This window comes from Pseudomonas sp. Pseusp11, from assembly GCF_047304405.1.
In the GTDB taxonomy this organism is placed as follows: Bacteria; Pseudomonadota; Gammaproteobacteria; order Pseudomonadales; family Pseudomonadaceae; genus Aquipseudomonas.
Genome location: NZ_JBGLZF010000018.1, coordinates 54986 through 80630, shown reverse-complemented (window position 1 = coordinate 80630; position 25645 = coordinate 54986). Strand labels below are relative to the sequence as shown.

Sequence of the window (25645 nt, the reverse complement as noted above, 5' to 3'; positions counted from 1 at the left end):
GATTTTCGGCGGCCTACTTGCGCTCTCCAGCAGTGGACACTTACTCGCGGACACACTTGCGCTTAGCGTTCCATTGCCTGATCCACTCCCACAGCTAAACGTTCTGACACTCCTTGTAGGTATACACCTGCTCGGTATGTGCTTCGGTCTTGGCGGGGCGACGATGCTGGACCTCTGGATTTTCCGTTGGATGCGCAGGGGTAACCTCCCCGTTGAAATCGGACGCACCTTTCAGTTCATTAGCGACGCGGTCACTACTGGACTATGCCTCCTGTGGCTTTCAGGCCTTGGTTTCTTAGCCCTTTACGCGATGGAGTCGCCGGAAAAGTTGGAAAACCCTAAGCTCTGGGCGAAGGTAATTGTGGTGATCGTCCTGACCTTCAATGGAATAATCATCCATGCGTTTGTGTTGCCAGAAGCACTACGCGACTTGAGTCGCCCCCTGCTCTTTGGAGTCTCCCGCAGCAGAGCTGCCTTATTTCTCGCATCAGGTGCAGTTTCGGGTGTGTCTTGGTACACCGCTTTTGCCTTCGGCATTTTTCGTGAGTTAAACAATAGCGTCACATTCAGCGTGTTGGTCATCATGTGGCTTACGCTGATAGTAGCCGCCTCTCTCGCTGCCATTCTGTTCTGGTTAAACTCTGTAGCAGGCGCAAAAAAACTTCCTTCGCTCAGCCCTCCGACTTAAGAATAAAGAGTCGACCGAGAAGCTGCTCGTCGCGCTGGCGGTGGATGTGCGTTAGCCCTACATTAGGGCCAACCACACCTGCGCGGAACAACCATGACTCCCCTCCAGGACAAAGGCACCACGTCAATCGCCTTGGTGCATGAGGCATTGTATAGCGCCAGGCAAAGGCAGCTGGACCTGACAGTTGCGTTAGCCAATGCCGACATCGACTCACAACTGCTCAACGCCCCAAAAGCCAGGGTCTCAGCGACCTCCTTTGCCCGACTGTGGGTGGAGATAGCCGACCTGCTGGACGATGAATTTTTTGGCATCGACAGCCATCCCATGCGTCGCGGCAGCTTCAAACTGATGTGTCATGCGCTCTTGGACTGCAGCACCTTGGGTCAGGCGTTGCAGCGAATGCTGTCATTCCTGCGGCTTGTACTGGATGACATTCAAGGCGAGTTGCAGGTCAAGGACGATCTGGCATTTATCGTGGTACAGGACCGTGGTGTCCTGCGCCGCCTGTTTGCCTATGGCACCTGGTTTATCCTCGTACACGGGCTGTCATGCTGGCTGGTCAATCAGCGTATTCCACTGCTCAAGCTCAGTTTTCGGGCGTCCAGGCCTGAGGATCAGAGTGACTATCGCATGCGCTTCTGTGAGGACATTGAGTACGACGCGCCCGCGACCGAGATCAGTTTCGACAAAAAATTCCTCAACATGAAAATCGCGCAGTCGCCGGCCACGGTGGGTACCTTCCTCAAGGAATCCCCCGGCAGCCTGCTGGTGAAATACCGTAACGACGACAGCCTTAGCGCGCAGATAAGACGTTACTTGCGTGGATCAAGCCCGGAACAATGGCCCGAACGTGATGACTTGGCCGTCGCACTTCACATGTCCAACTCAACGTTGCAACGCCGCTTGCAGGCAGAGGGCACGCATTATCAAAGCCTCAGGGACGACCTTCGCCGCGACATGGCGATTGACCTGCTGTCACGTGGCGATATGACGGTGACGCATGTGGCGGCCGCCACCGGTTTCCAGGAAACCAGTGCGTTTCATCGGGCCTTCAAGAAATGGACTGGCGTCAGCCCCGGCGCCTACCGACGCGGCCACCTGGAAGAATAAGCCTCCCCCTGTTACGCCCCGCCCCAACTTCGTTCAGTGCACTGCGTTGCACGCATGCCCAAACAGCTCACACAAATTGGTGCCACCCGACATGGGCGGCACGTGATCGCCTTCCTAGAATGTCGCGAAGTGCACTTCACCAACAACAATAAGATTGAAGGAGACACGTCATGCAATCAGTGAACGTCTATACGCTCGCGGGCGAATCAACATTCAACCGGTTTCACCGGCTGATTCTGTTCTGGTGCGTGCTTATCCTGATCATCGATGGTTATGACCTTGCCGTGGTCGGCGCGGCCCTACCCGCCATCATGCAGGACATGGGCATCGACGCAACACGTGCTGGCGTGATGGCTGGGTCGGCCCTGCTGGGAACAATGCTCGGGGCCATTTTCCTCGGCACACTGGCTGACCGCATCGGCCGTCCAAAAATGGTCGCGATCTGTGTTGCGCTGTTCAGCCTGTTTACCGCCGCCGCCGGGCTTACCAGTGATCCCATCAGCTTCAGCATTTCGCGCTTTATCGCAGGCCTCGGCATCGGCGGCGTACTGCCGATAGTCACCGCGCAGATGGGGGAGTTTTCGCCAGCAAAGCTGCGCACCCGCCTGGTCACTCTGGTATTCGCGGGCTACTCCGTGGGCGGCATACTCGTTGCGTTGACGGGTAAACATCTGATCGAGAGCCATGGCTGGCAGTCGGTGTTCTTTGTCGCAGGGCTGCCTGTGCTGCTGATCCCCCTGATATTGAAAACCATGCCGGAGTCCATGGCGTATTTGCTCAAACAAGGCCGCCAGGCTGAACTACGCACCATCGTTCAGAGGATCAGCCCCAATCTCCGACTGAGCGATGACGCGGTATTGGTGGGCAACCCAACCGAGACCAAGGCCGCACTCGACAGCCCGATCAAGGGTCTCTTCAGCGAAGGTCGGGGGTTCAGCACGGTGATGATTTGGGCGGCCTTTATGACCGGGCTTTTCATGGTTTATGCGCTTAATTCCTGGCTGACCAAATTGATGGCGATGTCTGGTCATAGCCTCGGATCGGCCCTGAACTTTGTCATCGTGTTCAACGTGGGCGCGATTGTGGGTGCGATCGGAGGGGGATGGTTGAGCGATAAGCTCAATATCAAGCATGTGTTGATTGTGTTCTACATCGTCGGTGCATTGGCGCTCACCGCGATGGCCTTCACACGCTCAACCGAGCTGTTGTTTGTCGTGGTGTTCATCGTCGGCGCCTCGACGCTGGGTACTCAGTTGATCGCCTACGCCTATGCCGGGGATTTCTATCCCACGCCCATCCGCTCCACCGGTGTGGGGTTCGCGTCAGGGGTTGGTCGGATCGGAGCAATTATCGCGCCGGTGTTGATCGGCTGGCTCGTTTCATTGGCTTTGCCTCTCGAACAAAACTTCATGGTGATCGCGTTGGCGGGCCTGATCGGGGCGCTGGCGGTCACGTTTGTCAATCAGTCTCGGGCAGACTCCAATCAGGTCCGCAAATTACCGGCCCTGTCCCGCTGACTGCTCACCCTGAACGGAGCCCGCTAAAAGGATGCGTATCTTGAATCGCTTGTCACCACCGCCGCTGTCTGCGCAAGAAACCCAGCGCACCGTCGACTGGGCAATCATGTCACGGCGCAGCGTCAGGGCCTTTTTGCCGACAGCCGTGCCCCATGAGGAAGTCGAAGCGATTCTGGATGTCGCACGCTTCAGTGCCTCGGGTGTGAACATGCAACCCTGGCAGGTGCACGTTGTAACCGGTGAAGCGAAAGAGCGTCTGTCGATGACCATCAGCGCCATCGACAACGACCCACGGCTCAGCAGCGACATGCAGGATCCCTACACCTACTACCCAAACGAATGGGTCACGCCTTACATCGATCGCCGGCGCAAGGTGGGTTGGGACCTCTACGGGCTACTTGGGATCGCTAAAGGTGAAAAACAACGCATGCACCAACAGCACGGGCGCAATTACCGGTTCTTCGACGCACCGGTCGGCTTGCTATTTACCGTGGACAAAGTGTTGGAGCAAGGCAGCCTTCTGGACTACGGCATGTTTTTGCAAAACGTCATGTTGGCGGCACGCGGGCGGGGGTTGCACACCTGCCCGCAGGCCGCATTTCTCAAATACCACAACGTCATTTCAGAGATGTTGAGCATTCCCGCCGACCAGATGCTGGTGTGTGGCATGAGCCTTGGCTATGCCGACCCCAAGGCCATTGAAAACACTCTGGTGACAGCTCGGGAACCGGTCAGCGCTTTCGCCATTTTTCATCATAATAATAAGGAGACCTGCCCATGATCAGTGCAGCGTACGCAAGTGGACTTGATCAAACCCCAGCCAACCATGTTCCGTTAACGCCCTTGGGATTTCTGGACCGCGCCGCGTTGGTTCATCCTGAGCGCGTCGCGATTATTCACGGGGAACTGCAGCGTACTTGGGCACAAACACGTGAGCGCTGTTATCGCCTCGCCTCAGCGCTGGTGGGCCGGGGCGTGCAACCAGGGGAGACGGTTTCGATTCTCTCCCCGAATACCCCGGCAATGATCGAAGCCCACTTCGGCATTCCTTTATCCGGCGCCATCCTCAATACCATCAACCATCGCCTGGATGCCGAAGGCATTGCATTTATCCTGCGGCACAGTGAGTGCAGCTTACTGCTGGTGGATTGCGAGTTCATGGCCGTGGCCTGTGCCGCGCTGAAGAAGCTCGAACGTCCCCCGGCAATCGTGATAATCCGAGATCACCTGGCCCCGGCAGTTGGCGAGATTGATGTTATCGACTATGAAGCCCTGCTTGCTGAAGGAGCCCCGAATTTCCAGGGAGTATGGCCCGGCACGGAATGGCAGCCGATAGCCCTCAACTACACATCCGGCACCACCGGCGATCCCAAAGGCGTCGTGGTCAGCCATAGGGGCACCTACCTGATGAGTTTGCTGCAGATGACCAATTGGCCGCTTGCCCAGGCGCCACGGTATTTATGGACGCTGCCCATGTTCCATGCCAACGGTTGGTGCTTCACATGGGCGATCACTGCTGCGGCAGGCACCCATATTTGCCTGCGCAAAGTGACAGCGGACGCTGTCTTCGGCGCCATTGTCGAACATAAAGCCAATCACTTCTGTGCGGCACCGACGGTGATGGCAATGCTTGCGAATACCCCAACACCTTTCAGTCTCCCGCACCCTGTGCGTGTATTGACGGCCGGCTCCCCTCCCCCGGCCTCAGTCTTGGACGCTGTGGTTTCCATGGGTTTCCAGGTGGATCACGTGTACGGCATCACCGAAGTCGCGGGCACTCCGGTCAGTTGCGTCTGGCAGGACGGCTGGGATGAACTCAGCCCCCCCGAAAGAGCCAGGATACGCGTAAGGCAGGGCGCGCGGGCGGCAGCCTTCGAAGGTTTGCTGGTTGCTGATGCGCAAACACTCGAACCAGTTCCTCATGATGGCCAGACTACAGGTGAACTGCTGCTGCGCGGCAATACCGTAATGATGGGGTATCTGAAAAACCAGTCGGCGACGCAAAAAGCGTTTGAAGGCGGCTGGTTCCATACCGGCGACGTAGCAGTGGTTCATCCCAATGGTTACGTGCAGATTACCGACCGCACAAAAGACGTGATCATCTCTGGCGGTGAAAATATTTCATCCGTAGAGATCGAAGACATTCTTCATGGCCACGCATCGGTATTGCATGCCGCCGTGGTGGCACAGCCAGACAACAAATGGGGTGAAGTTCCCTGCGCCTTCATCGAGCTCAGAAGCCAGGTCCAGCCACCCACCGAAGCTGAATTGATCGCGTATTGCCAGGCGCGCCTGGCCCGCTACAAGAGCCCAAGCCGCGTGATATTCATGGAGCTGCCGAAAACCGCCACAGGGAAAATCCAGAAGTTCATCCTGCGACAACAAGCCGGGAGCCGAGAGGCGATCGTACGTCTGGCTTCAACTGGCTGACACCCCACCCTTTTCACTCAACCTCAAGACTGTCTGCATGCGGAGCGCGTACGCGTCGCCCCTCTGAGGAGTCGTGCGCGCCGCAAACACCAAAAACAACAACAAAAGGTGCTTTCGAGATGGCAATAAAACGTACGACGTCGGTGACGATCCTCCTGTTTTCCTCTGCGGCGCCAAACGCCTTTGCAGACTTTGTCGGTGACACACAGACAAGCCTGGAATTGCGCAATTTCTACTACAATCGGGACTTTCGTAACGAAGGGGCCAGCCAATCCAAACGCGACGAGTGGGCTCAGGGCTTTATCTTGAATCTACAGTCCGGATTCACCGAGGGCCCGTTGGGTTTTGGAGTCGACGCACTCGGTTTGCTCGGTGTGAAACTCGACTCCAGCCCTGACCGTACGGGTTCAGGCCTGTTGGCCTACGACTCGCGGCGCAATGTAGAAGATCAATACGGAAAATTCATACCCACCGCAAAAGCGCGCCTGGGCCGCAGTGAGCTGCGCATCGGCGGCCTCAATCCGGTACTCCCGCTGCTGTCGAGCAATAACAGCCGGCTGCTGCCGCAAGTGTTCCGGGGTGGAATGCTTGTGTCAAAAGAGCTGGAACCGGTGACCTTCAGTGCAATCCGTATCAACGCGGTAAAACAACGCAACTCAACCGACTTCGAAAGCCTCACGGCGTTTGGGTACAAGCCGGTAAAGGCCGATCATTTCACCTATCTGGCGGTTGACTACAAGCCGATACCCCAACTTGTACTCAGCTACCATGTGGCTGAGTTGGAAGACCTTTACCGCTCGAATTTCTTTGGCCTCAAGTATGAACACGCGCTGGGCAGCGGTACCGTACTGTCTGACGTTCGCTACTTTTCGGCCGGCGATACAGGCGATCAAGGGGTTGGTGATGTGAATAACCGTACCCTCAGCACGATGTTGTCTTTTCGCCAGAGCGGCCACACCCTGGGCGTTGGCTTTCAGAAGGCCTGGGGCGATACGCCGTTCGCCATGGTCAACGGCGCTGATACCTATCTGTTCGGCGAGTCGCTGGTCAGCACCTTTACGGCGCCTCAGGAACGGGTGTGGATTGCACGTTACGATTTTGATTTTGCCGCCGCAGGATTGCCTGGACTCACCCTTGGTTTGAAGTATGCGAAAGGACAAACGGTAGACCCGACGTTACTGAGCTCGGCTCAGGCCGCCCGCTTACGACTCGAAGGAGAGGACGGTAAGGAATGGGAGCGTGTGACCGATATCACTTACACCATCCAGAGTGGGCCGTTCAAAAATGTGTCAGCGCAATGGCGAAACTCGACCAATCGGTCGACGTACGCCGATAGCGCCAACGAAAACCGCCTGATTTTCCGGTATACATTTAAGTTTTGACGAAGGGAGTCAATCGTTGGTCGGCTGCGCCAGCAGCCGTCCAACCGCACGTTTTTCCATTCATAAAGCTGAACCTGGATGCTGCCTCTCCTCCTCGAGCTTTGCTGCACCAATCTTTGCTACCAGAGCTCACCCAATTCCAATCTGGAGTTACGCTGAAAGCCACCCTTTACCATCTTGGTCTTTTGTCAGAAATCGCCGTTCGCCATTGCTCGCACACACGGTGCGAGTGGGGGAAAAACTGGGGGCATCATTAGTTTTTTATGACCCGAAAACACCATCCTAGAGCCCAGTCAAAATGTTCTTTGGGGATCCGGATAGCCTGGCCTGATCCTGATGTTGTATCGAGGCTGATGGCCTCATCGCGGGCAAGCCCGCCCCCACAGGGATTCGTGGTGTTAATGAGATCTCTTGTAGGAGCGAGGCTTGCCCGCGAACGCCGCGACACGGTTTCAAGCCTGACCTTTGCATTCCCCGCAACACACAATTGTCATCATTTCATTTGATAGCCCGCTAACGAAAGGTGCATGCTAGAGGGCTTGCTTCTGGCTTATATCATTCCGAATGATAGTTACCTTTGCCTCGTTCGATTCGTTTGATACCGCCCCGCCAAGCATTATCCGCCCATCTCAATACATTGGCGGATGCATCCATGGAACAGTCACTCAAACATTTGCGCTTCCCTTTGGCCCTGTTGGCCGTGCTGGTGATGAGCGCCTGCGGCAAGACCCCGGACGCCGCCGCCACCATGCCTGCGGCCAAAGTCAGCGTGGCCAAGGTGCTGGAGCAACCGGTTAACGAGTGGGACGAATTCACCGGGCGCCTGGAAGCGCCGGAAACGGTAGAGATTCGTCCACGGGTCTCCGGCCAGATCGATGACGTAACCTTCACCGAAGGCGCATTGGTCAAAAAAGGCGATCTGTTGTTCCAGATCGACCCGCGTCCGTTCCAGGCTGAGGTCCGCCGCCTCGAGGCCCTGGTGGCGCAAGCTCGCGCCACGGCTACCCGCAGTGAAAACGAAGCCCAGCGCGGTGAGCGCCTGCGCACCAGCAACGCGATTTCCGCCGAACTCGCCGACTCGCGTACCAGTGCCGCTCAAGAGGCTCGCGCCGCCGTCGGCGCACTCCAGGCGCAACTGGACCTGGCCAAACTGAACCTGAGCTTCACCCGCGTGACTTCCCCTATCAGCGGTCGTGTCAGCCGTGCGGAAATCACCGCCGGCAACCTGGTGACCGCCGATACCACCGCACTGACCAGCGTAGTGTCCACCGACAAGGTCTACGCCTACTTCGACGCCGACGAGCGTGTATTCCTCAAATACACCCAGCTCGCCCGCCAGGGTCAACGCGGCGCCACTACCCCGGTTTACATGGGCCTGTCCAATGAAGACGGCAACCCGCACCAGGGCCAGATGAACTTCGTCGACAACCAGGTCAACCCGAAGACCGGCACCATCCGCGGTCGTGCGGTGTTCGACAACAGCGACGGCAGCTACACCCCGGGTCTTTATGCACGCCTGAAACTGGTGGGCAGCGGCACCTACTCCGCGGTGTTGATCAACGACGAAGCGGTCGGTACCGACCTGGGTAAAAAGTTCGTGCTGGTGATGGATGCCGACAACAAAACGGCTTATCGCCCTGTCGAGCTGGGTCCGAAAATCGAAGGTTTGCGCATCGTGCGCAGCGGCCTGAACAAAGACGACACCATCATCGTCAAGGGCTTGCAACGGGTTCGCCCTGGCTCGCCGGTCACCCCTGAAGTGATCCCGATGGCCAGCAAGGAAACCCTCGCGGCTCTCGCTCAACAACGACAAGCGCTGGAAGCCAGCAACCTGCCCCAAGTCGCACCTGCCAAGGTCGTGCCGGGTACGGTTGTGAAACTGGCTGCTGCGACTCCACGCGGTTAAGGGGCAATTACTCCGATGAATTTCTCCCAATTCTTCATTTCACGGCCGATCTTCGCAGCGGTACTGTCGCTGCTGATCCTGATCGCCGGTGCCATCTCGCTGTTCCAGTTGCCGATCAGCGAATACCCGGAAGTGGTGCCACCGACCGTGGTGGTCCGTGCCAACTTCCCCGGCGCCAACCCTAAAGTCATCGGTGAAACCGTGGCCGCTCCTCTGGAGCAAGCCATCACCGGCGTCGAGAACATGCTGTACATGTCCTCGCAATCCACCGCTGACGGCAAGATCACCCTGACCATCACCTTCGCCCTGGGTACCGACCTGGACAACGCGCAGGTGCAGGTACAGAACCGCGTGACGCGTTCCGAACCGAAACTTCCCGAGGAAGTGACGCGCATCGGTATCACCGTCGACAAGGCGTCACCCGACCTGACCATGGTTGTGCACTTGACCTCGCCGGACAAACGCTACGACATGCTCTACCTGTCCAACTACGCCTTGCTCAACATCAAGGATGAGCTGGCGCGTCTGGGCGGTGTCGGTGATGTGCAGCTGTTCGGTATGGGCGACTACTCGTTGCGGGTATGGCTCGATCCGAACAAGACCGCTTCGCGCAACCTGACCGCGACCGATGTGGTCACCGCGATTCGTGAACAGAACCGTCAAGTGGCGGCCGGTGCCCTGGGTGCTCCGCCTGCACCGAATGCCACGGCATTCCAGCTGTCGGTCAACACCCAAGGCCGTCTGGTGTCCGAGGAAGAGTTCGAGAACATCATCATTCGCTCTGGCGAAAATGGTGAAATCACTCGCCTGAAAGACATTGCTCGCGTCGAGCTTGGCTCCAGCCAATACGCCCTGCGCTCCTTGCTGAACAACCAGCCGGCGGTGGCGATCCCGATCTTCCAGCGCCCAGGCTCCAACGCGATCCAGATCTCCAACGACGTTCGGGCGAAAATGGCCGAGCTGAAGAAGAACTTCCCGGAAGGCATGGACTTCAGCATCGTCTATGACCCGACGATCTTCGTACGCGGTTCCATCGAGGCGGTGGTTCACACCCTCTTCGAAGCACTGATCCTGGTTGTGCTGGTGGTGATCCTGTTCCTGCAAACCTGGCGCGCCTCGATCATCCCGTTGGTGGCGGTTCCGGTATCGCTGATCGGTACGTTTGCCGTGATGCACCTGTTCGGCTTCTCGCTGAACGCCCTGTCTCTGTTCGGACTGGTATTGGCCATCGGTATCGTGGTCGACGATGCGATTGTGGTGGTGGAAAACGTCGAGCGAAACATCGGGCTCGGGTTAACCCCCGTGGAAGCCACCAAGCGTGCGATGCGTGAAGTGACCGGTCCGATCATCGCGACGGCGCTGGTGCTGTGTGCGGTGTTCATCCCGGCCGCGTTCATCTCCGGCTTGACCGGTCAGTTCTACAAACAGTTCGCCCTGACGATCGCGATTTCGACCGTGATCTCGGCCTTCAACTCGCTGACCTTGTCGCCAGCACTGGCCGCCGTTTTGCTCAAAAGTCATGACGCGCCGAAGGACCGATTCTCCAAGGTGCTGGACAAGATCTTCGGTGGCTGGTTGTTCCGTCCGTTTAACCGCTTCTTTGACAAGGCCAGCCATGGCTATGTCGGCACCGTGGGCCGGGTTATCCGCAGCAGCGGTATCGCCCTGCTGCTGTACGCAGGCTTGATGGTGCTGACCTTCTTCGGTTTCTCCAACACGCCGACCGGTTTCGTACCTGGCCAGGACAAGCAATACCTGGTGGCGTTCGCACAACTGCCGGATGCCGCGAGCCTGGACCGTACCGAAGACGTGATCAAGCGCATGTCCGACCTGGCCCTGAAACAGCCTGGCGTGGAAAGCGCGGTGGCCTTCCCCGGCCTGTCGATCAACGGTTTCACCAACAGCCCTAACGCCGGCATCGTGTTCGTCACCCTGAAGCCTTTCGACGAGCGTAAAGACCCGAGCATGTCCGCCGGTGCGATTGCCGGTGCGTTGAACGGCCAGTACGCCGGGATTCAGGAAGCCTACATGGCGATCTTCCCGCCGCCACCGGTACAAGGCCTGGGGACCATTGGTGGTTTCCGCCTGCAGATCGAAGACCGGGGCAACCTGGGCTATGACGAGCTGTACAAAGAAACCATGAACATCATTGGCAAAAGCCGCAGCGTGCCGGAACTGGCCGGTCTGTTCACCAGTTACACAGTGAACGTGCCGCAGGTCGATGCAGCTATCGACCGGGAAAAAGCCAAGACTCACGGCGTGGCCGTCAGCGACATCTTCGACACCCTGCAGATTTACCTGGGTTCGCTGTATGCCAACGACTTCAACCGCTTCGGTCGTACCTATCAGGTCAACGTTCAGGCTGAGCAACAGTTCCGCCTCGAATCGGACCAGATCGGTCAGCTGAAAGTACGTAACAACCGTGGCGAGATGATCCCGCTGGCGACCTTCATCAAGGTCAGCGACACCTCGGGGCCAGACCGCGTGATGCACTACAACGGCTTCATCACCGCTGAAATCAACGGTGCGGCAGCCCCAGGCTACAGCTCCGGCCAGGCCGAGAAAGCCATCGAGAAACTGCTCAAGGATGAACTTCCGAACGGCATGACCTACGAGTGGACCGACCTGACCTACCAGCAGATTCTGTCCGGCAACACTGCGCTATTCGTGTTCCCGCTCTGCGTACTGCTGGCGTTCCTGGTGCTCGCTGCTCAATACGAAAGCTGGAGCCTGCCACTGGCGGTGATCCTGATCGTACCGATGACCCTGCTGTCGGCCATTACCGGGGTGATTGCCTCGGGCGGCGACAACAACATCTTTACCCAGATCGGCTTGATCGTACTGGTGGGACTGGCCTGTAAGAACGCGATTCTGATCGTCGAGTTTGCCAAGGATAAGCAGGAAGAAGGTCTCGGCCCGCTGGCAGCGGTACTGGAAGCTTGCCGTCTGCGTCTGCGGCCGATCCTGATGACCTCCTTCGCGTTCATCATGGGTGTTGTGCCACTGGTCTTCTCCAGCGGCGCCGGTGCCGAAATGCGTCATGCCATGGGTGTGGCGGTGTTCTCCGGGATGCTCGGGGTGACCTTCTTCGGTCTGCTGCTGACGCCGGTGTTCTACGTACTGATTCGCAACTTTGTGGAACGCGGTGAAGCGCGCAAAGCGGCCAAAGCCCTGAAACTGGAGGCGCAACAATGAGCCTGAAAGCCTTCCTGCCGAGCCTGCTGGTACTGGCGCTGAGCGCCTGTGCCGTCGGCCCGGACTACAAGACCCCAGCCACCGAGGCGGCCAACATCACGGCCGCCACCGATGGCAGCGCCGGTCAGAAGAACTTTGACCGCGCCCGTTTCGAAGGCATCTGGTGGCAGCAATTCGACGATCCGACCCTCAACCAGTTGGTGAAGCAATCCTTGCAAGGCAACCGTGATTTGCGCGTGGCCTTCGCCCGCTGGAAAGCGGCCCGGGCGATTCGTGATGACGCCAGCAATGACGCCATGCCGACCATCACCAGCCGCGCGAGCAGCGATCTGGGCAAAGGGCAGATTCCGGGTCAGACCACCAAACGGGTCAACAGCGAACGCTATGACCTGGGCCTGGACATGGCCTGGGAACTGGACTTGTTCGGTCGCATCCAGCGCAACCTGGAATCCAGCGACGCTGAGCAGCAAGCGGCCGAAGCCGATCTTTACCAACTGCAAGTCACCATGATTGCCGAACTGGTGGACGCCTATGGCCAACTGCGCGGCGCGCAACTGCGAGAAAAAATCGCGCTGGCCAACCTGAACAATCAGCAGGAGTCACGCAAGATCACCGAAAGCCTGCGTGACGCCGGTGTTGGCGATCAGCTGGACGTGGTTCGTGCCGATGCGCGCCTGGCGTCTGTCGAAGCCAGCGTGCCGCAACTGCAAGCCGAACAGGTTCGTCAGCGCAACCGCATCGCCACCCTGCTGGGTGAACGTCCGGACAAACTGACCGTCGACCTGAGTCCAAAAGACTTGCCGGCGATCGCCAAGGCCTTGCCGATCGGTGATCCGGGCGAACTGCTGCAACGTCGTCCGGACATCCGCAGCGCCGAACGCAAATTGGCGGCTGCCACCGCCCGCATCGGCGTGGCCAAGGCTGATTTGTTCCCTCGGGTGAGCCTCAGCGGTTTTCTTGGCTGGACTGCCGGGCGCGGTTCGCAGATCGGCTCGTCGGCGGCCAATGCCTGGGCACTGGGCCCGAGCATCACCTGGGCGGCGTTCGACCTGGGCAGCGTGCGCGCCCGTTTGCGCGGCGCCGATGCTGAAGCCGAAGGCGCCCTGGCGACCTACGAACAGAAAGTACTGTTGGCATTGGAAGAGTCGGAAAATGCTTTCAGCGATTACGGCAAACGCCAGCAGCGCCTGATTTCGCTGATTCGTCAAAGCGAATCAAGCCGAGCCGCTGCGGACCTCGCCGACATTCGCTACCGCGAAGGCACCGTGGACTTCCTCGTCCTGCTTGATGCCCAGCGTGAGCGTCTGGCAGCCGAAGACACCCAGGCCCAGGCCGAAGTCGATTTGTACCGCGGCATCGTCGCGATCTACAAAGCCCTTGGCGGCGGCTGGCAGCCAGAGACGGTCGCCAGCAAGTAATGCTTTAACGTGCCCCTTTGGTTGGCCGCAACCCAACCAAATTCTTTGCCCCGCGCCTCATTCGGTCGCGGGGCTTTTTTTTGTCGGTCTGTAATTCAACGCATATCCCTGTGTGCGAGCCTTTGTGGCGAGGGGGCTTGCCCCCGTTGGGTCGCGAAGCGGCCCCAATCTACGACTGCTGCGCAGCCGAACGGGGGCAAGCCCCCTCGCCACATAAGCCCGTCCCCATATGGGGTTAGTGGGTTGCCTGATTATCCCGGTTTTCCATGACGGTCACCGTGGCCGTGGTCCCGGCGCGCAGGCGGTTTTTGGCGATATAGTCGGCGTCGATCTGAATCCGTACCGGCACCCGTTGCGCCAGTTTGACCCAGGTGTAACTCGGGTTGATGTTGGCCAGCAGGCGACTGCCGGGGGAGTTTTCACGGTCGGCGATAGCAAAAGCGATGCTTTGTACGGTGCCGCCGAAGGTCTCGCCGCTCATCAACTCGATCCTGACCCGATCGCCCTCCTTGATTCGCGGCAGCTTTGTTTCTTCAAAGTAGCCACTGATATAAAACGAATCGCTGTCCACCAGTGCCAACAATGCGCCCCCCGCAGTGGCGTAGTCCCCCTGGCGAGTCAGCAGATTGGTCACGTAACCGCTGACAGGCGCTACGACTCGTGTGCGCTGCAAGTCCAGTTCGGCCTGGGTCAGAGCGGCGATCGCCAGCTGCACGTTGGCATGTGCCAGGCCCAGATTGGCCTGATTGCGCAAGAGTTCCGCCTGCGCCACAGCGACTTCGGTACTGGATTTTTCCCACTCTTCGCCGGAAATCGCGAAGCGCTGTTTAAGGGTTCGACGGCGCTGCTCTTCGCTTTGACGCTGCCGCAGCAGCGCTTCGCTGGAGACAATCGTCGCTTCGGACTGACCCAGCGTGGCTTTGGCAACTTCCACCGCACGCTTGGCATGCTCCACCGCCAGCGTATAGCGAGCCGGGTCGATCTCCAGCAGCAACTGGCCTTTCTCGACACGCTGGTTGTCTTGAACGCTCAGGCTGACGATCCGCCCCGAGACATCGGCGGACAACGTCACCACATCGGCGCGAACCCGCGCATCGCGAGTCCAGGGCGCGCGGGTGTAATGCTCCCAGGCGAACCAGCCGAGGATGACGGCCAGCACCACCACCGCCAGGGTCGCGAGTCGGGCAAGAATCGTCTTCAAGGCATCAGGCTCCCATCACCAGGATCAACGTTGCGCATACGCAGGCATACAACGCGCCTTCAAACAGCGCCTCATGCCAGACAAAACGCAGTACCCCGAAGCGGCGCAAGATCCAGTCCAACAGCAGAAAAATCGGCAAGGCCAGCAACAGGGCCTGGGCGATTGGCGGCAGATAGACACCGCCCACTTCCAGATCAATGGGCAAGGACCGGCACTCCTTCCACGTTTGTGGGTTGAAAATATTTGCGATGGCGCTCCAGAAACGACACCACGATCAACAACGCCACGCGCATCCTGAATACCGACCACAGGTGTTCATGAACGTCTAGATGCAAGTCGTCCATTTCATCGCCCAAGACATGCAAGCTTCCGAGCAACTGCACAAGGTCAATCCCGGGTCGCCCGGCGATCAATCGCCCTGTCTCTCGGACAGCCGCCAGCAAACGGTTCTTCTGTTGCGTACTTAACAACGTATTGCTTTGCCCCTGCTGCCTGAGCTGGTTCAAAGCCACCCCCAGTGCCATGCACCCAAGGCTGACTTCGAACAGCTCGCGCGAATGCTTGTCGTTGGTAGCCGGCAATAGCCCCAACATCATGGTCAGGCGATCGACCATACGGCTTTCAAACGCAAATTGCTGCTCATCGGTGGCCGGCGTCTTCAACAAAGCGTAGACCTGCTCACAGTTTTCATTGAACAGCCGGCGTATCCGTAAATCGGGCCTGAACGGGAAGATCAAGGCGTAAACACTGAGCGCCAGCGCGGCGGCGCTGATATACGCACCGGCAAATTCAAACCACTGAATGGCATTGTTTTGGCCGATTCCTGCGTTTTGCGGCCCCAGCAACAACATGGTCGTCAGTCCAAGACCAATACCTGTGCCAGTGGTTGGCGGACTGGCCAGCCCCACCGCGACCGCGTACAGCAATGGCGCAAACAACAAGGCGAGTAACTCGAAGTCACTGATCATCGGCATCAGCATGAACAGATAGAACGCCGACACCACCAAGGCCAGACCCAGCCCCCTGGCAAAGCTTTGACTGGCCAGCAACGGCCGCGGAAAAGTCGCCATCAGCGAACAGAGAATCCCCACTACAATCATCCCGCCACGGGCCCCATCCCAAGCAGTCTCGATCCAGATCAGACCGGCCACCAGCAACGCGGTAAATGCCCGGATTGCGTTCATTGCCGCTAACGTGAAATCCAGATGCAACGGATTGTCCTGGCCGCGGAACACACAGCTGGCTTCACGTCCTTCCTGAATCGCGTCGCTCAGTTCCAGAATCTGCCCCAGTTGCTCCAACATCCGTGCCTGCTCCCAGCGCAGTGCCCAGGCCAATGAACGCAGCGTGGCAGGCATCGTCTCGGTGAGTTGTTCGGCCTTGTAGGCCTGGTCATCGAAACGCTGTTGCAGCGCCGAGAAATGATGCCGCGCCTCGGTCGACAATGAGCGCCCTTGCACGGCCAGGTCATCGAGAAACGCCAGTTCTTCGCTGCGCAACCGCTGTATCTCTTCCGGCAGTGCGCCCTCCCAACGTTCGGTGAGCAATTGCCGCTGGTGACGTAAAGCCGTCAACCGCGAAGTCAGCAGCACCAGTTGATTGCCGAGCAACTGCACCAGGCTATTGGCACTGCGCAACCGTGGTGCATCGAAGTACAAATGTCGACGCAGCCCTTCAAGGGCGCTGATCTCGCCCAACAGTTGCATTTGCCGCTTGTGGAAATCGGCCTCGCTTTCCTCGGTTCGAATCACCGCTGCCGCGTGAGTCGCGAGCAGTTTGATCACTTGATCGATCTTGGCGAAATACCCCTTGGCCACCGCCTCCGGTCGCGCCGTCAGAAGGCTGACAACGCACACGCAGGCCACCGCCAGCAATGTTTCTGTCACGCGAGTGACTGCCAGCAGGAACGTACCCTCCTGATCGGGTTGCGCCAGCAGTGCCACCACCACCGCCGTGTAACCGCTCAGGACAAACGCCTGGGAACTGGTGTAGCGCAACAAGGTGCCGCCGGCGGTACACAGCGCCAACCACAAGGCCAGCGTGATGATGAAGGGCAGCGGCGCCTGGGGGAAAATGGCCATGATCAACACCGCGACCGCCGCGCCCAACGTGGTGCCGATGATCTGGCCGAAACTTCGGGCGAGGGCCATGCCGCCCAATGGCTGACTGACAATGATCACCGCCATGATCGACCACTTGGGCTGGTCGAGGTCGAACACAAAGGCCAGATACAGCGTCAGCAACCCGGCCACGATGGTTCTCAGGGCAAACAGCAGCACCTCGCGTCCGGGGTCGAGAATGGCCTTGAAGTATTGAAGCAGCGGTTGCATGGGAGCGCTCATCGAGTGGTCTCCTGCAAGCGTAGTCATCACGACGAATTTCTGTGTCGACAAAACCTGTAGGGCATTTCGCCGATGGTTACGCCCAGCTTGATAGAGCCTGTCGATCACTTCGTCAGCCAAAGCGATTGGACAGGATCCCCCCATGCCCCTAGGCTGAAATCGCTGCGAAAGCGTCACTCTCTCTATAAAGCCCCTGCCCATGATTGTGCGTCCCAAGCCGAATCTGCTCGGCATGTTGTTTTCCCTTAAAGGCTCGATTGCCAAGCGCATTGCCTTGCGCAGTCTGTTGGTGACCCTGCTGGCGTCGGTAATCGTGCTGGTGGAGATCTGGCATCCGGCGTATTTCTCCAAGGTCAACGCCACGCCGTTCACCCTGCTGGGTCTTTCTTTGTCGATCTTCATGAGCTTTCGTAACAACGCCTGCTACGACCGCTGGTGGGAGGGCCGCAAGCATCTGGGGCAGTTGATCATCGAAGTGCGCTCGTTGATTCGCCAGACCCAGGGGCTGATGGCGGCGGCCGAACGTGAACTTATGCTGCGTGAACTCTGCGGGTTCGCCCATGGCTTGATCGCCCGCCTGCGCCTTGAGAGCGAGATGAGCGCCATCAAACCGTGGACGCAGGATGCCGTGGACGCGGGGCACCCGAATATCACTGACGCGCTCTTGCAGCGGATCGGCGTCCGGTGTTCGGCCCTCGCCGAGCGCGGCCAGATCAGCGAATGGCGTTATACCCAACTGGAAACACGACTGGTCAGCCTCAGTCAGGTCCAGGCCAGTTGCGAACGCATCAAAAGCACGCCACTGCCCTTCCCTTACACCCTGCTGCTGCACCGCACCATCTACCTGTTCTGCATCCTGTTGCCGTTCGCCATGGCAGAATCTCTTGGCTGGCTGACACCGGTGATTACCGCCATTGTCAGCTACACCTTTTTCGGCCTCGACGAAATCGGTGACGATCTGGAGGACCCGTTCGGTTTCGATGAGAACGATCTGCCGTGCAATGCGATTTTGCGCACGCTGGAGCGCGAAGTGCTGGCAGCGTTGGGGCAAACCGACTTGCCACCGGTCCTTGAGCCCGATGACTACGTGCTGAACTGAGCCAGGGTTTGACTCACAGCCCGGCCTGACCGAAGCTGGTGACTTTGTAAAAGCCTGTCAGCTCCCGGATCCCTGCATGCCTCAGTCCCGCCGCTATCTGCTCATCAGCCTCTGCGCACTGCTTGCCCTCGCCCTCGCCTGGTTTTTTTTGCGCAGCACGACGCCTGTGGTGCCGGAGGCGATTCGACGCGGCTACAGCGAAGCGCTGACCCAGGCACGCACGGGTCAACCGGGGGCGGCGCGGGTTCTTTACCAGCAATTGGGCCGCCCTGACCTGTCCGACAAGCGCCGCGTCTGGCTGCATGCCGAACTGCCCAACTACCCCAGCCCGCAAGCCTTGAAACTGGCGGATGCGGACCTGCAACATCCATCGGCGGATGTACGCATCGCGGCGATCAAAAGCATCAGCGGTTTAGTGCCCAATGGACAGCGAAGTCTGTTGCTCGGCCCCTTGCTCGATGACAGCGACCCAAGTGTTCGGTTTACGGCGGTCAACGCCTTGCTGGGGCTGTCTCCGGATGAGCTGGGGTTGTATTTCGGCCCCCTGGAGCAAGCCATTGACGCTTGGGAACAGGTCCTCAAGCAGCAGCCGGAAAGCGCCGACACCCAGTACCAACTGGCGCGCCTGCATTTGCACAATGCCGAACTGAAGGACGCGCAGCAGGCATTGGAGCGCACGTTGCAACTGGCGCCCGGCAACTTGCCGGCACTGGTGATGCAGATTGACGTGCTGGATCGACTGGGCCAAAGCGATGCCGCCCAGCAATTGTTGGCGAAGCAGTTAAAGGCCCAGCCCGATTCGGCCTATCTGCAACATGCGTTGGGGCTCTGGTTGCTGCATCACGGGCAAAGTGAGTTCGCGTTGCTCGGGCTGTCCAAAGCCGTGGAGCTTGAACCCGACAATAAGGATTACCGCTACGACCTGGCCACCACGTTGCATGGTGAGCAAGAGCTGGAGGCCGCGCAGAAACAGCTGCAGGAAATCGTCCAGCGCCACCCGGCCGATCGCAAGGCGCGCGTGCTGTTGATCAACTATTGGAAGGAAAGCGGACAGTTGCAGAACGTACAGATCCTGTTGGCGCAGCTCGAGCAGCTCAATCCGGATGATCCGGCGCTGCAGCAAGGGCTTTAATCAAGATCAAAAGATCCTCCGAACGCGGCCCGAGCCTTCGGCAGCCCTACAGGGGGGCCGTACGACACAACCGTCGACGCAGCTTCAGGAGAGCATGTCCTGCATGATCTGTTGCAATACATCCAGATCGAATGGCTTGGCCAGGATCGGTGCCTTGCGGGTGATCGGGCTGTCGGTTTCGCGGATTTCCTGCGGGTAACCGCTGATGAAGATCACCTTGAGTTCCGGTCGCAGCTTCACGGCAGGTTCGGCGATTTGTACGCCAGAAATCCCGCCAGGCAGGCGGAAGTCGGTGATCATCATGTCCAGGTTCGGTTTGCTCGCCAGAATCTCAAAGGCCTGCTCACCGTTTTCGGCTTGCAGCACCCGGTAACCTTCACCCGACAAATAAGCGGACAGCACCATCAAAATCGAAGGATCATCTTCGACGATCAGTACCACGTCTTGTGCATCTTCACTCATGGAAAACCTTTGTTCGGTCAATAGCTGCTGATACGACCATGTGGTCAATCAGAGGTTGCGTTCATCGGGCTGTTTTCCTGCAGCGGCAGACAAACGCGAAACAAGGCGCCTTCGCCAATCCGGCTCTCGACGGTAATGGAGCCACCATGGGCGGCGACAATCTGCTGCGAAATAAACAACCCCAGGCCCAGCCCCGCCACGACGGCCCTGGTGGAAACCCGTTCGAACTGCTGAAAAATGCGCTGCTGATTCTCTTCACCGATCCCGATACCGCGATCCTGAACCTCAACCCGCGCTTGCCCGTGGTGATTGTACACGCGAACGTCGATCGCGCTCTTGGCACCATAGCGCAACGCATTAGTCAGCAGATTGCAAATCACTTGTTCGATACGAAACTCGTCCCAGTCGCCCATCACGGGTTGGTCGGCGATCAAGCTGACTGACGCCTGCGCGGCCTCAGCCTGCGGTGCGAAGTTCTGCAAAAGATTGTGCACCAGTTGCACCAGGTCAAACCGAGTCGGGCGGATCGACAGCTTGCCGGTGCGGATCCGCGACACATCGAGCATGTCTTCGATCAGGCGGATCAAGCTTTTGATCTGCCGTTCGTCGCGCTCGACCATGGCGTGCATTTTGTCCAGGGTGAACGCCGCGGCGTTATCCCGGGCCAGGTGCATTTTGCGCAACTGGGTTTCGAGGATCAGGCCATTGAGCGGTGTACGGACTTCATGCGCAACGATGGACATGAAGTCATCGCGCATGCGCACCGCCTGCTTCAGTTCTTTCTGGGTGTTCTGCAACTGTTCGAGCAGCGCCCCCTGTTCGCGGCGACTTTGCTCCAGGGCTTCGACCTGCTGCTTCATCGCCTTGCTCTGGCGATACAGATCGACGAAGACATTGACCTTGCTCTTGACCGCGTGGACATCCAGCGGCTTGTGCAGAAAGTCCACCGCTCCGCTTTCGTAGCCCTTGAATGCGTAGTTGAGATCACGGCCAGCGGCACTGACGAACACAATCGGGATGCTTTTGGTTTTTTCCGTGCCGCGCATCAACTCGGCCAACTCAAAGCCGTTCATGCCGGGCATCTGCACATCGAGAATGGCCAGCGCGAATTCGTGCTGCAACAACAGCGACAAGGCTTCATCGGCGGACAAGGCCTTGAAGACGATGAGGTCCTGCCGCTTGATCAACGCCTCAAGCGCCAGCAGGTTCTCCGGCAGGTCGTCGACGATCAGCAATTTGGCCTGGATGTTACTTAGCATGGGATTTGTTCCCGCTCGACACGCAGACGGCCGAAGCACCGATCACGATAGCTTCTACACAAGGAATACCTGCACGGTTCATGATTTGCGGTAGATCCTTTCTTGTTTGACCAACGGCTCAAACTGATTGCCATAGGCCGAAAAATCCAGGGTTTCCTTGCTGCCCAGTGCCAGAAAGCCCCGATGACACAAAGATTCGTGAAACAAGCCGAACGTTCGATCCTGAAGCTTTTTGTTAAAGTAAATCAGTACATTACGACACGAAATTAATTGAGTTTCGGAGAATACGCTATCGGTGGCCAAGCTGTGATCGGCGAACGTTACGTTGTCGCACAGGCTCTTGTCGAAAATCGCGTAGTCATAAGCCGCCGTGTAGTAATCGGCGAACGAACGCTGACCACCGGCCTGCTGATAATTGTGAGTGTAGGCTCGAACATTCTGCAGGGAGAAAATCCCCTGCCTGGCTTTATCCAGCGAGCGCGGGTTGATGTCGGTGGCATAGATGATGGTACGCTCCAGCAGGCCTTCTTCGCGCAGCAGGATCGCCATCGAATAGACCTCTTCGCCGGTACTGCAACCGGCAATCCAGACCTTGATCGACGGCCAGGTCTTGAGCAGCGGCACCACTTCCTGACGCAGCGCCAGGAAGTGCGAAGGGTCGCGAAACATTTCGCTGACCGGAATCGTCAGCAATTGCAGCAGCTGCATGAATGCGGTTGGGTCGTGCAGGACCTTCTCTTGCAGCGCCGAGATGGTATTGCACTCGAATTGGCTTAATGCATGGTTGACCCGACGCTTGATCGACGCGCCGGAGTAATCGCGAAAATCGTAGCTGTATTTGAGGTAGATCGCTTCGATCAACAACCTCAGTTCGATTTCGCTGCGCTCCATTAGAGGCGTTCCATCTTCGGTAACCACACACGAATCAGCGAGAACAGGCGATCCAGGTCGATGGGCTTGGCCAGGTAGTCGTTGGAGCCGGCCTGCAAGCAGCGCTCCTGATCGTCCTTCATCGCCTTGGCCGTCACCGCAATGATCGGCAGCTTGCGCCAGCGCAGATCCTTGCGGATTTCCTGGGTGGCTTCGAAACCATCCATTTCCGGCATCATCACGTCCATCAGCACCAGGTCGATGTCCTCGACTTCATTTAATCGCTCAATTGCTTCACGACCGTTACGGCCAATCACCACCACCGCGCCCTTCTGCTCCAGCGCACTGGTCAGGGCGAAGATATTGCGTACATCGTCATCCACCAGCAGCACTTTGCGCCCCTCGAACACCTTGTCGCGGCTGCGGGCGGTCTTGAGCATGGTCTGGCGTTCATGGGATAAGCGGGATTCGACCTTGTGCAGGAAGAGTGTCACTTCATCCAGCAACCGCTCGGGCGAACGCGCGCCCTTGATGATGATCGAGCGCGAATACTTGCGCAGCTCGGCCTCTTCGTCCCGGGTCAGGTTGCGTCCGGTATAGACGATCACCGGTGGAAACGAGCAGATATCCTCGCAGGACATGCGCTTGAGCAAGTCGTTGCCAAGCATGTCCGGCAGTTTCAGGTCGATGATCATGCAGTCGAAAATCGTGGTGCGCAGCAAATCGAGTGCATCCTGCGCCAGGCCGACGGCAGTGATTTCGACGTCCTCGTCGCCGATCAATCGGGCGATGCTGTCGCGCTGCAGATCGTCGTCTTCGACCAGCAATATGCGTTTGACCTTCTGGGTCAGTTTGGCTTCGAGGCGGGCAAACACCTCCTTGAGCTCCTCGCGCGTAGTCGGTTTGACCGCGTAACCGATGGCGCCCATGTGCATGGCGGCCTCGACACGGTCTTCGACCGAGATCACATGCACGGGAATGTGCCGGGTTTCGGCTTGCTCTTTCAGGCGCTGCAACACCGTCAGCCCGGAATGATCCGGCAGGCGCATGTCCAGCAGGATCGCGTCAGGGATGAATTGCCTGGCCAGGTCGTAGCCTTCATCGGCGCCGTAGGCCACCAGGCACTGATAACCCAGTTCATGGGCCAGATCGTAGAGGATGTGCGCAAAGTCCGGCTCATCTTCCACCACCAGGATGCATCGAGTGGCGAACGGCGCCTTGTAGCGATCATCATCGAAACGCGCGATTTCGACCTCGGCAATCAGCGGCACTGGTGCGGTAGCCACGATGGCTTGCGGCATGGTCACCGGCGTGGCTTTCATCGTTTCGACAGGCGTATCGCCCGGTTCGATGTAGTGCTGCGGCAACACCAGGGTGAACACACTGCCCTGCCCCGGCGTGCTGGTCAGGCTGATGGAGCCGCCCAGCAACGTGGCCAGATCACGAGAGATCGACAGGCCCAGGCCGGTACCGCCGTAACGACGGTTAGTGGTGCCGTCGGCCTGACGGAAGGCTTCAAAAATGCTGTCCTGATGATCCGGCGCAATGCCGATCCCGGTATCACGGACGATAAAGGCGATGCCCTCGCCTGGCTGAGCCGCGACGATCAGGCTGACGGTGCCCTTTTCGGTGAATTTCACCGCGTTTGACAACAGGTTCTTGATCACTTGCTCCAGGCGCTGGCGATCGGTGAACAGCATCAGCGGTGCGTCAGCGCGCAATTCGACTTCAAAATCCAGTTGCTTGTCCGCGGCCAACGGCTCGAACATTCCTCGCAGGCCTTCCACCAGGCGCGCGACGCTGGTGTTCTCCGGACGCACCTCAAGCTTGCCGGCCTCAACCTTGGAAATGTCGAGAATGTCGTTGATCAGGTTAAGCAAGTCGTTGCCGGCGGAATAGATCGACTCGGCGAACTTGACCTGCTCGGCGCTGAGGTTTTCCTGCGGGTTTTCCGCCAGCAGTTTCGCCAGAATCAACGAACTGTTCAGCGGCGTGCGCAGCTCGTGGGACATGTTGGCGAGGAATTCGGACTTGTACTTGCTGGCACGCTGCAACTCTTCGGCGCGGGCCTCGAGCTCAAGCTGGGCCTGATTCAGCTGGCTGTTCTTCAGGTCCATGGCGTCGCGTTGCTCGGCCAGGATCTGCGCCTGTTCGGCGAGTTGTTCGTTGGTTTGCTCCAGCTCGATCTGCTGGGTTTCCAGGTGAGCCTGGGACTCCTTGAGAACCCGCGACTGCTCTTCCAGCTCTTCGTTGGCGCTCTTGAGTTCTTCTTGCTGAACCTGCAACTCTTCGTTGAGTTGCTGGGTTTCGGCCAGCACTTCCTGTAAGCGCTGGCGATAACGCGCCGCTTCGATCGAGGTGCCGATGTTGCCGGCAACCAGTTCGAGCAACTCGATGTCACGATCTGTCAGCGGTCGCAGGAAACCGAGTTCGATCACCCCGTTGACGCGATCGTCATCGCTGGTCGGCACCGCCAGTACACTGCGTGGTAAACCTTCGCCCAGGCCGGAGCTGACTTTGAAGTAGTCGCCTGGCACGTCATCAAGACGAATCAGGCGCGCCTGTTGCGCCACCTGGCCGACAATCCCTTCGCCATTGTAAATCTGTTGCTCAAGCGCTTCCTGTTCCCGGGAGAAACCGTAAGACGCGATGCGCTTCAGGCCACCATGCTCCTCGCGCACATAGATCGCCGCGACGGCGCTGCCCAGGTATTGCGCGCAGAACTGCAGAATGTTGCGCCCCAATAGATTGAGCGATAACTGCCCCAGGACTTGTTCGGCCAGTTCGGTCTGGCCGTTGCGCAACCAGGCCTGCTGCTCCAGACGGCGGGCGCTGGCCTGTTGCGCGGCGAGGTTGACGCTGTAGCTGCGGGACAGGTTGAGAAGATCCCGGCGACCAATATAGGCCAGCAATCCGCTGATACCGGCCACGAACAGCAGATAAAGAGCGATGCTCCAGATTGTGGTGCGCCGCACTTCTTCGTTGCGCGTGGCACGCAACTGCTGCTCCATGTCGATCAGGTCTTCGAATTGCTTGCGGATCTCATCGGTCAACCGTTTGCCGCGACCGACCTTGACGACGCTGCGGTAATCACCGCCTGCATGCTGCAAATCGATCAACGATTGCGCGAAATTGGCCCACTCCGTCTGCAAGGCCTGGAGCCGGTGCAGACGGTCGGTCTGCACCGGATTGTCCGCGGTCAGTTCGAGCAAGGTATTGAGGGCGACCGCTATTCTTGGCTTTGCCGTCTCATAGGGCTCGAGAAAATGCTCGTCGCCACTGAGCAGGAAACCGCGCATGCCGGTTTCCAGATCGACGGTCAGTTTTACCGCTTCATTGACATTATTGATCACCCGGTCCGAGTGCTGGACCCACTGGATCACCGACAGCAGATAAGTGATCAGCAAGACAAAGAACACCGCGCTGATGACACCGACACCCAACGGCAGGCTGACGTTGCGGCTCAGGAGTTTACGGAATCGTTGCTCATCAACCGCAGGCGCAGAGGTCATGGGAAGCCTTGTCGAACTGTTGAAAGCCATCGAGTCTGCCCCAAATCGGCCGAGGGGATCCATTTTTCTGACACGTTTTTCGGCAATATCCTGCATTTCACTGCTCCGGCGCAAAGGAGCGG

General features: G+C 58.5%; 18 protein-coding genes. 11 read left to right on the top strand and 7 right to left on the bottom strand.

Annotated features, from left to right (window positions below; all coding sequences use genetic code 11):
* The first annotated feature begins 163 nt into the window (after nucleotides 1–163).
* From ACCC96_RS16590 to ACCC96_RS16550, 9 genes are all read left to right on the top strand, one after another.
* Nucleotides 164–688 carry a hypothetical protein gene (locus ACCC96_RS16590; RefSeq protein WP_413696341.1) on the top strand — a complete coding sequence of 175 codons (525 nt, stop codon included), beginning with the start codon at nucleotides 164–166 and terminating at the stop codon, nucleotides 686–688.
* 93 nt (nucleotides 689–781) lie between these two features.
* Nucleotides 782–1798 (top strand): AraC family transcriptional regulator, encoded by a 1017-nt coding sequence (locus ACCC96_RS16585; RefSeq protein WP_413696340.1) that lies wholly within the window; start codon nucleotides 782–784, stop codon nucleotides 1796–1798.
* A 170-nt stretch (nucleotides 1799–1968) separates the two neighbouring features.
* Nucleotides 1969–3315 (top strand): MFS transporter, encoded by a 1347-nt coding sequence (locus ACCC96_RS16580; protein WP_413696339.1) that lies wholly within the window; start codon nucleotides 1969–1971, stop codon nucleotides 3313–3315.
* Between the two features lie 40 nt (nucleotides 3316–3355).
* Entirely contained in the window at nucleotides 3356–4096 is a 741-nt protein-coding gene (locus ACCC96_RS16575; RefSeq protein ID WP_413696338.1) for a nitroreductase, read from the top strand.
* The gene (locus tag ACCC96_RS16570; protein ID WP_413696337.1) at nucleotides 4093–5745 is read left to right on the top strand and encodes an AMP-binding protein; all 1653 of its coding nucleotides are present in this window, start codon (nucleotides 4093–4095) and stop codon (nucleotides 5743–5745) included. The genes ACCC96_RS16575 and ACCC96_RS16570 overlap by 4 nt, the downstream gene beginning before the upstream one ends.
* A 119-nt stretch (nucleotides 5746–5864) precedes the next feature.
* Nucleotides 5865–7127 (top strand): OprD family porin, encoded by a 1263-nt coding sequence (locus ACCC96_RS16565; RefSeq protein ID WP_413696336.1) that lies wholly within the window; start codon nucleotides 5865–5867, stop codon nucleotides 7125–7127.
* Between the two features lie 652 nt (nucleotides 7128–7779).
* Complete coding sequence (gene mexE, locus ACCC96_RS16560; RefSeq protein WP_258668490.1) at nucleotides 7780–9033, top strand: multidrug efflux RND transporter periplasmic adaptor subunit MexE; 1254 nt, start codon at nucleotides 7780–7782, stop codon at nucleotides 9031–9033.
* A 15-nt stretch (nucleotides 9034–9048) separates the two neighbouring features.
* Entirely contained in the window at nucleotides 9049–12228 is a 3180-nt protein-coding gene (locus ACCC96_RS16555) for an efflux RND transporter permease subunit (RefSeq protein ID WP_019649903.1), read from the top strand.
* Nucleotides 12225–13646 carry an efflux transporter outer membrane subunit gene (locus tag ACCC96_RS16550; protein WP_413696335.1) on the top strand — a complete coding sequence of 474 codons (1422 nt, stop codon included), beginning with the start codon at nucleotides 12225–12227 and terminating at the stop codon, nucleotides 13644–13646. The genes ACCC96_RS16555 and ACCC96_RS16550 overlap by 4 nt, the downstream gene beginning before the upstream one ends.
* A gap of 235 nt (nucleotides 13647–13881) precedes the next feature.
* Here ACCC96_RS16550 and ACCC96_RS16545 read toward each other — a convergent pair whose 3' ends face one another.
* From ACCC96_RS16545 to ACCC96_RS16535, 3 genes are read right to left on the bottom strand one after another with little or no spacing between them, the layout of a single operon-like run.
* Nucleotides 13882–14847 (bottom strand): HlyD family secretion protein, encoded by a 966-nt coding sequence (locus ACCC96_RS16545; protein WP_258668492.1) that lies wholly within the window; start codon nucleotides 14845–14847, stop codon nucleotides 13882–13884.
* Nucleotides 14848–14851: 4 nt separating this feature from the next.
* A complete protein-coding gene (locus ACCC96_RS16540) occupies nucleotides 14852–15052 on the bottom strand; it encodes a DUF1656 domain-containing protein (protein WP_413696334.1) in 201 nt (66 codons plus the stop codon).
* Nucleotides 15042–17189, bottom strand: a complete 2148-nt coding sequence (locus ACCC96_RS16535; protein WP_413696333.1) for an FUSC family protein — start codon at nucleotides 17187–17189, stop codon at nucleotides 15042–15044. Before ACCC96_RS16535 ends, ACCC96_RS16540 begins: the two co-directional genes overlap by 11 nt.
* Nucleotides 17190–17388: 199 nt before the next feature.
* Here ACCC96_RS16535 and ACCC96_RS16530 point away from each other — a divergent pair, with 199 nt between their 5' ends.
* Nucleotides 17389–18288 carry a bestrophin family protein gene (locus ACCC96_RS16530; protein ID WP_413696332.1) on the top strand — a complete coding sequence of 300 codons (900 nt, stop codon included), beginning with the start codon at nucleotides 17389–17391 and terminating at the stop codon, nucleotides 18286–18288.
* A gap of 76 nt (nucleotides 18289–18364) precedes the next feature.
* Entirely contained in the window at nucleotides 18365–19420 is a 1056-nt protein-coding gene (locus tag ACCC96_RS16525) for a tetratricopeptide repeat protein (RefSeq protein WP_258668495.1), read from the top strand.
* An 84-nt stretch (nucleotides 19421–19504) separates the two neighbouring features.
* On the opposite strand, the gene ACCC96_RS16520 is transcribed toward ACCC96_RS16525, so the two are convergent.
* From ACCC96_RS16520 to ACCC96_RS16505, 4 genes are all read right to left on the bottom strand, one after another.
* Nucleotides 19505–19882 carry a response regulator gene (locus ACCC96_RS16520; RefSeq protein WP_018926027.1) on the bottom strand — a complete coding sequence of 126 codons (378 nt, stop codon included), beginning with the start codon at nucleotides 19880–19882 and terminating at the stop codon, nucleotides 19505–19507.
* A 44-nt stretch (nucleotides 19883–19926) separates the two neighbouring features.
* On the bottom strand, nucleotides 19927–21141 hold the full coding sequence (locus ACCC96_RS16515) for an ATP-binding protein (protein ID WP_413696331.1): 1215 nt from the start codon (nucleotides 21139–21141) through the stop codon (nucleotides 19927–19929).
* Between the two features lie 78 nt (nucleotides 21142–21219).
* Nucleotides 21220–22032: a CheR family methyltransferase gene (locus tag ACCC96_RS16510; protein ID WP_204123700.1), complete on the bottom strand. Its 813-nt coding sequence runs from the start codon at nucleotides 22030–22032 to the stop codon at nucleotides 21220–21222.
* On the bottom strand, nucleotides 22032–25523 hold the full coding sequence (locus ACCC96_RS16505) for a response regulator (protein ID WP_413696330.1): 3492 nt from the start codon (nucleotides 25521–25523) through the stop codon (nucleotides 22032–22034). Before ACCC96_RS16505 ends, ACCC96_RS16510 begins: the two co-directional genes overlap by 1 nt.
* Nucleotides 25524–25645: the final 122 nt, after the last annotated feature.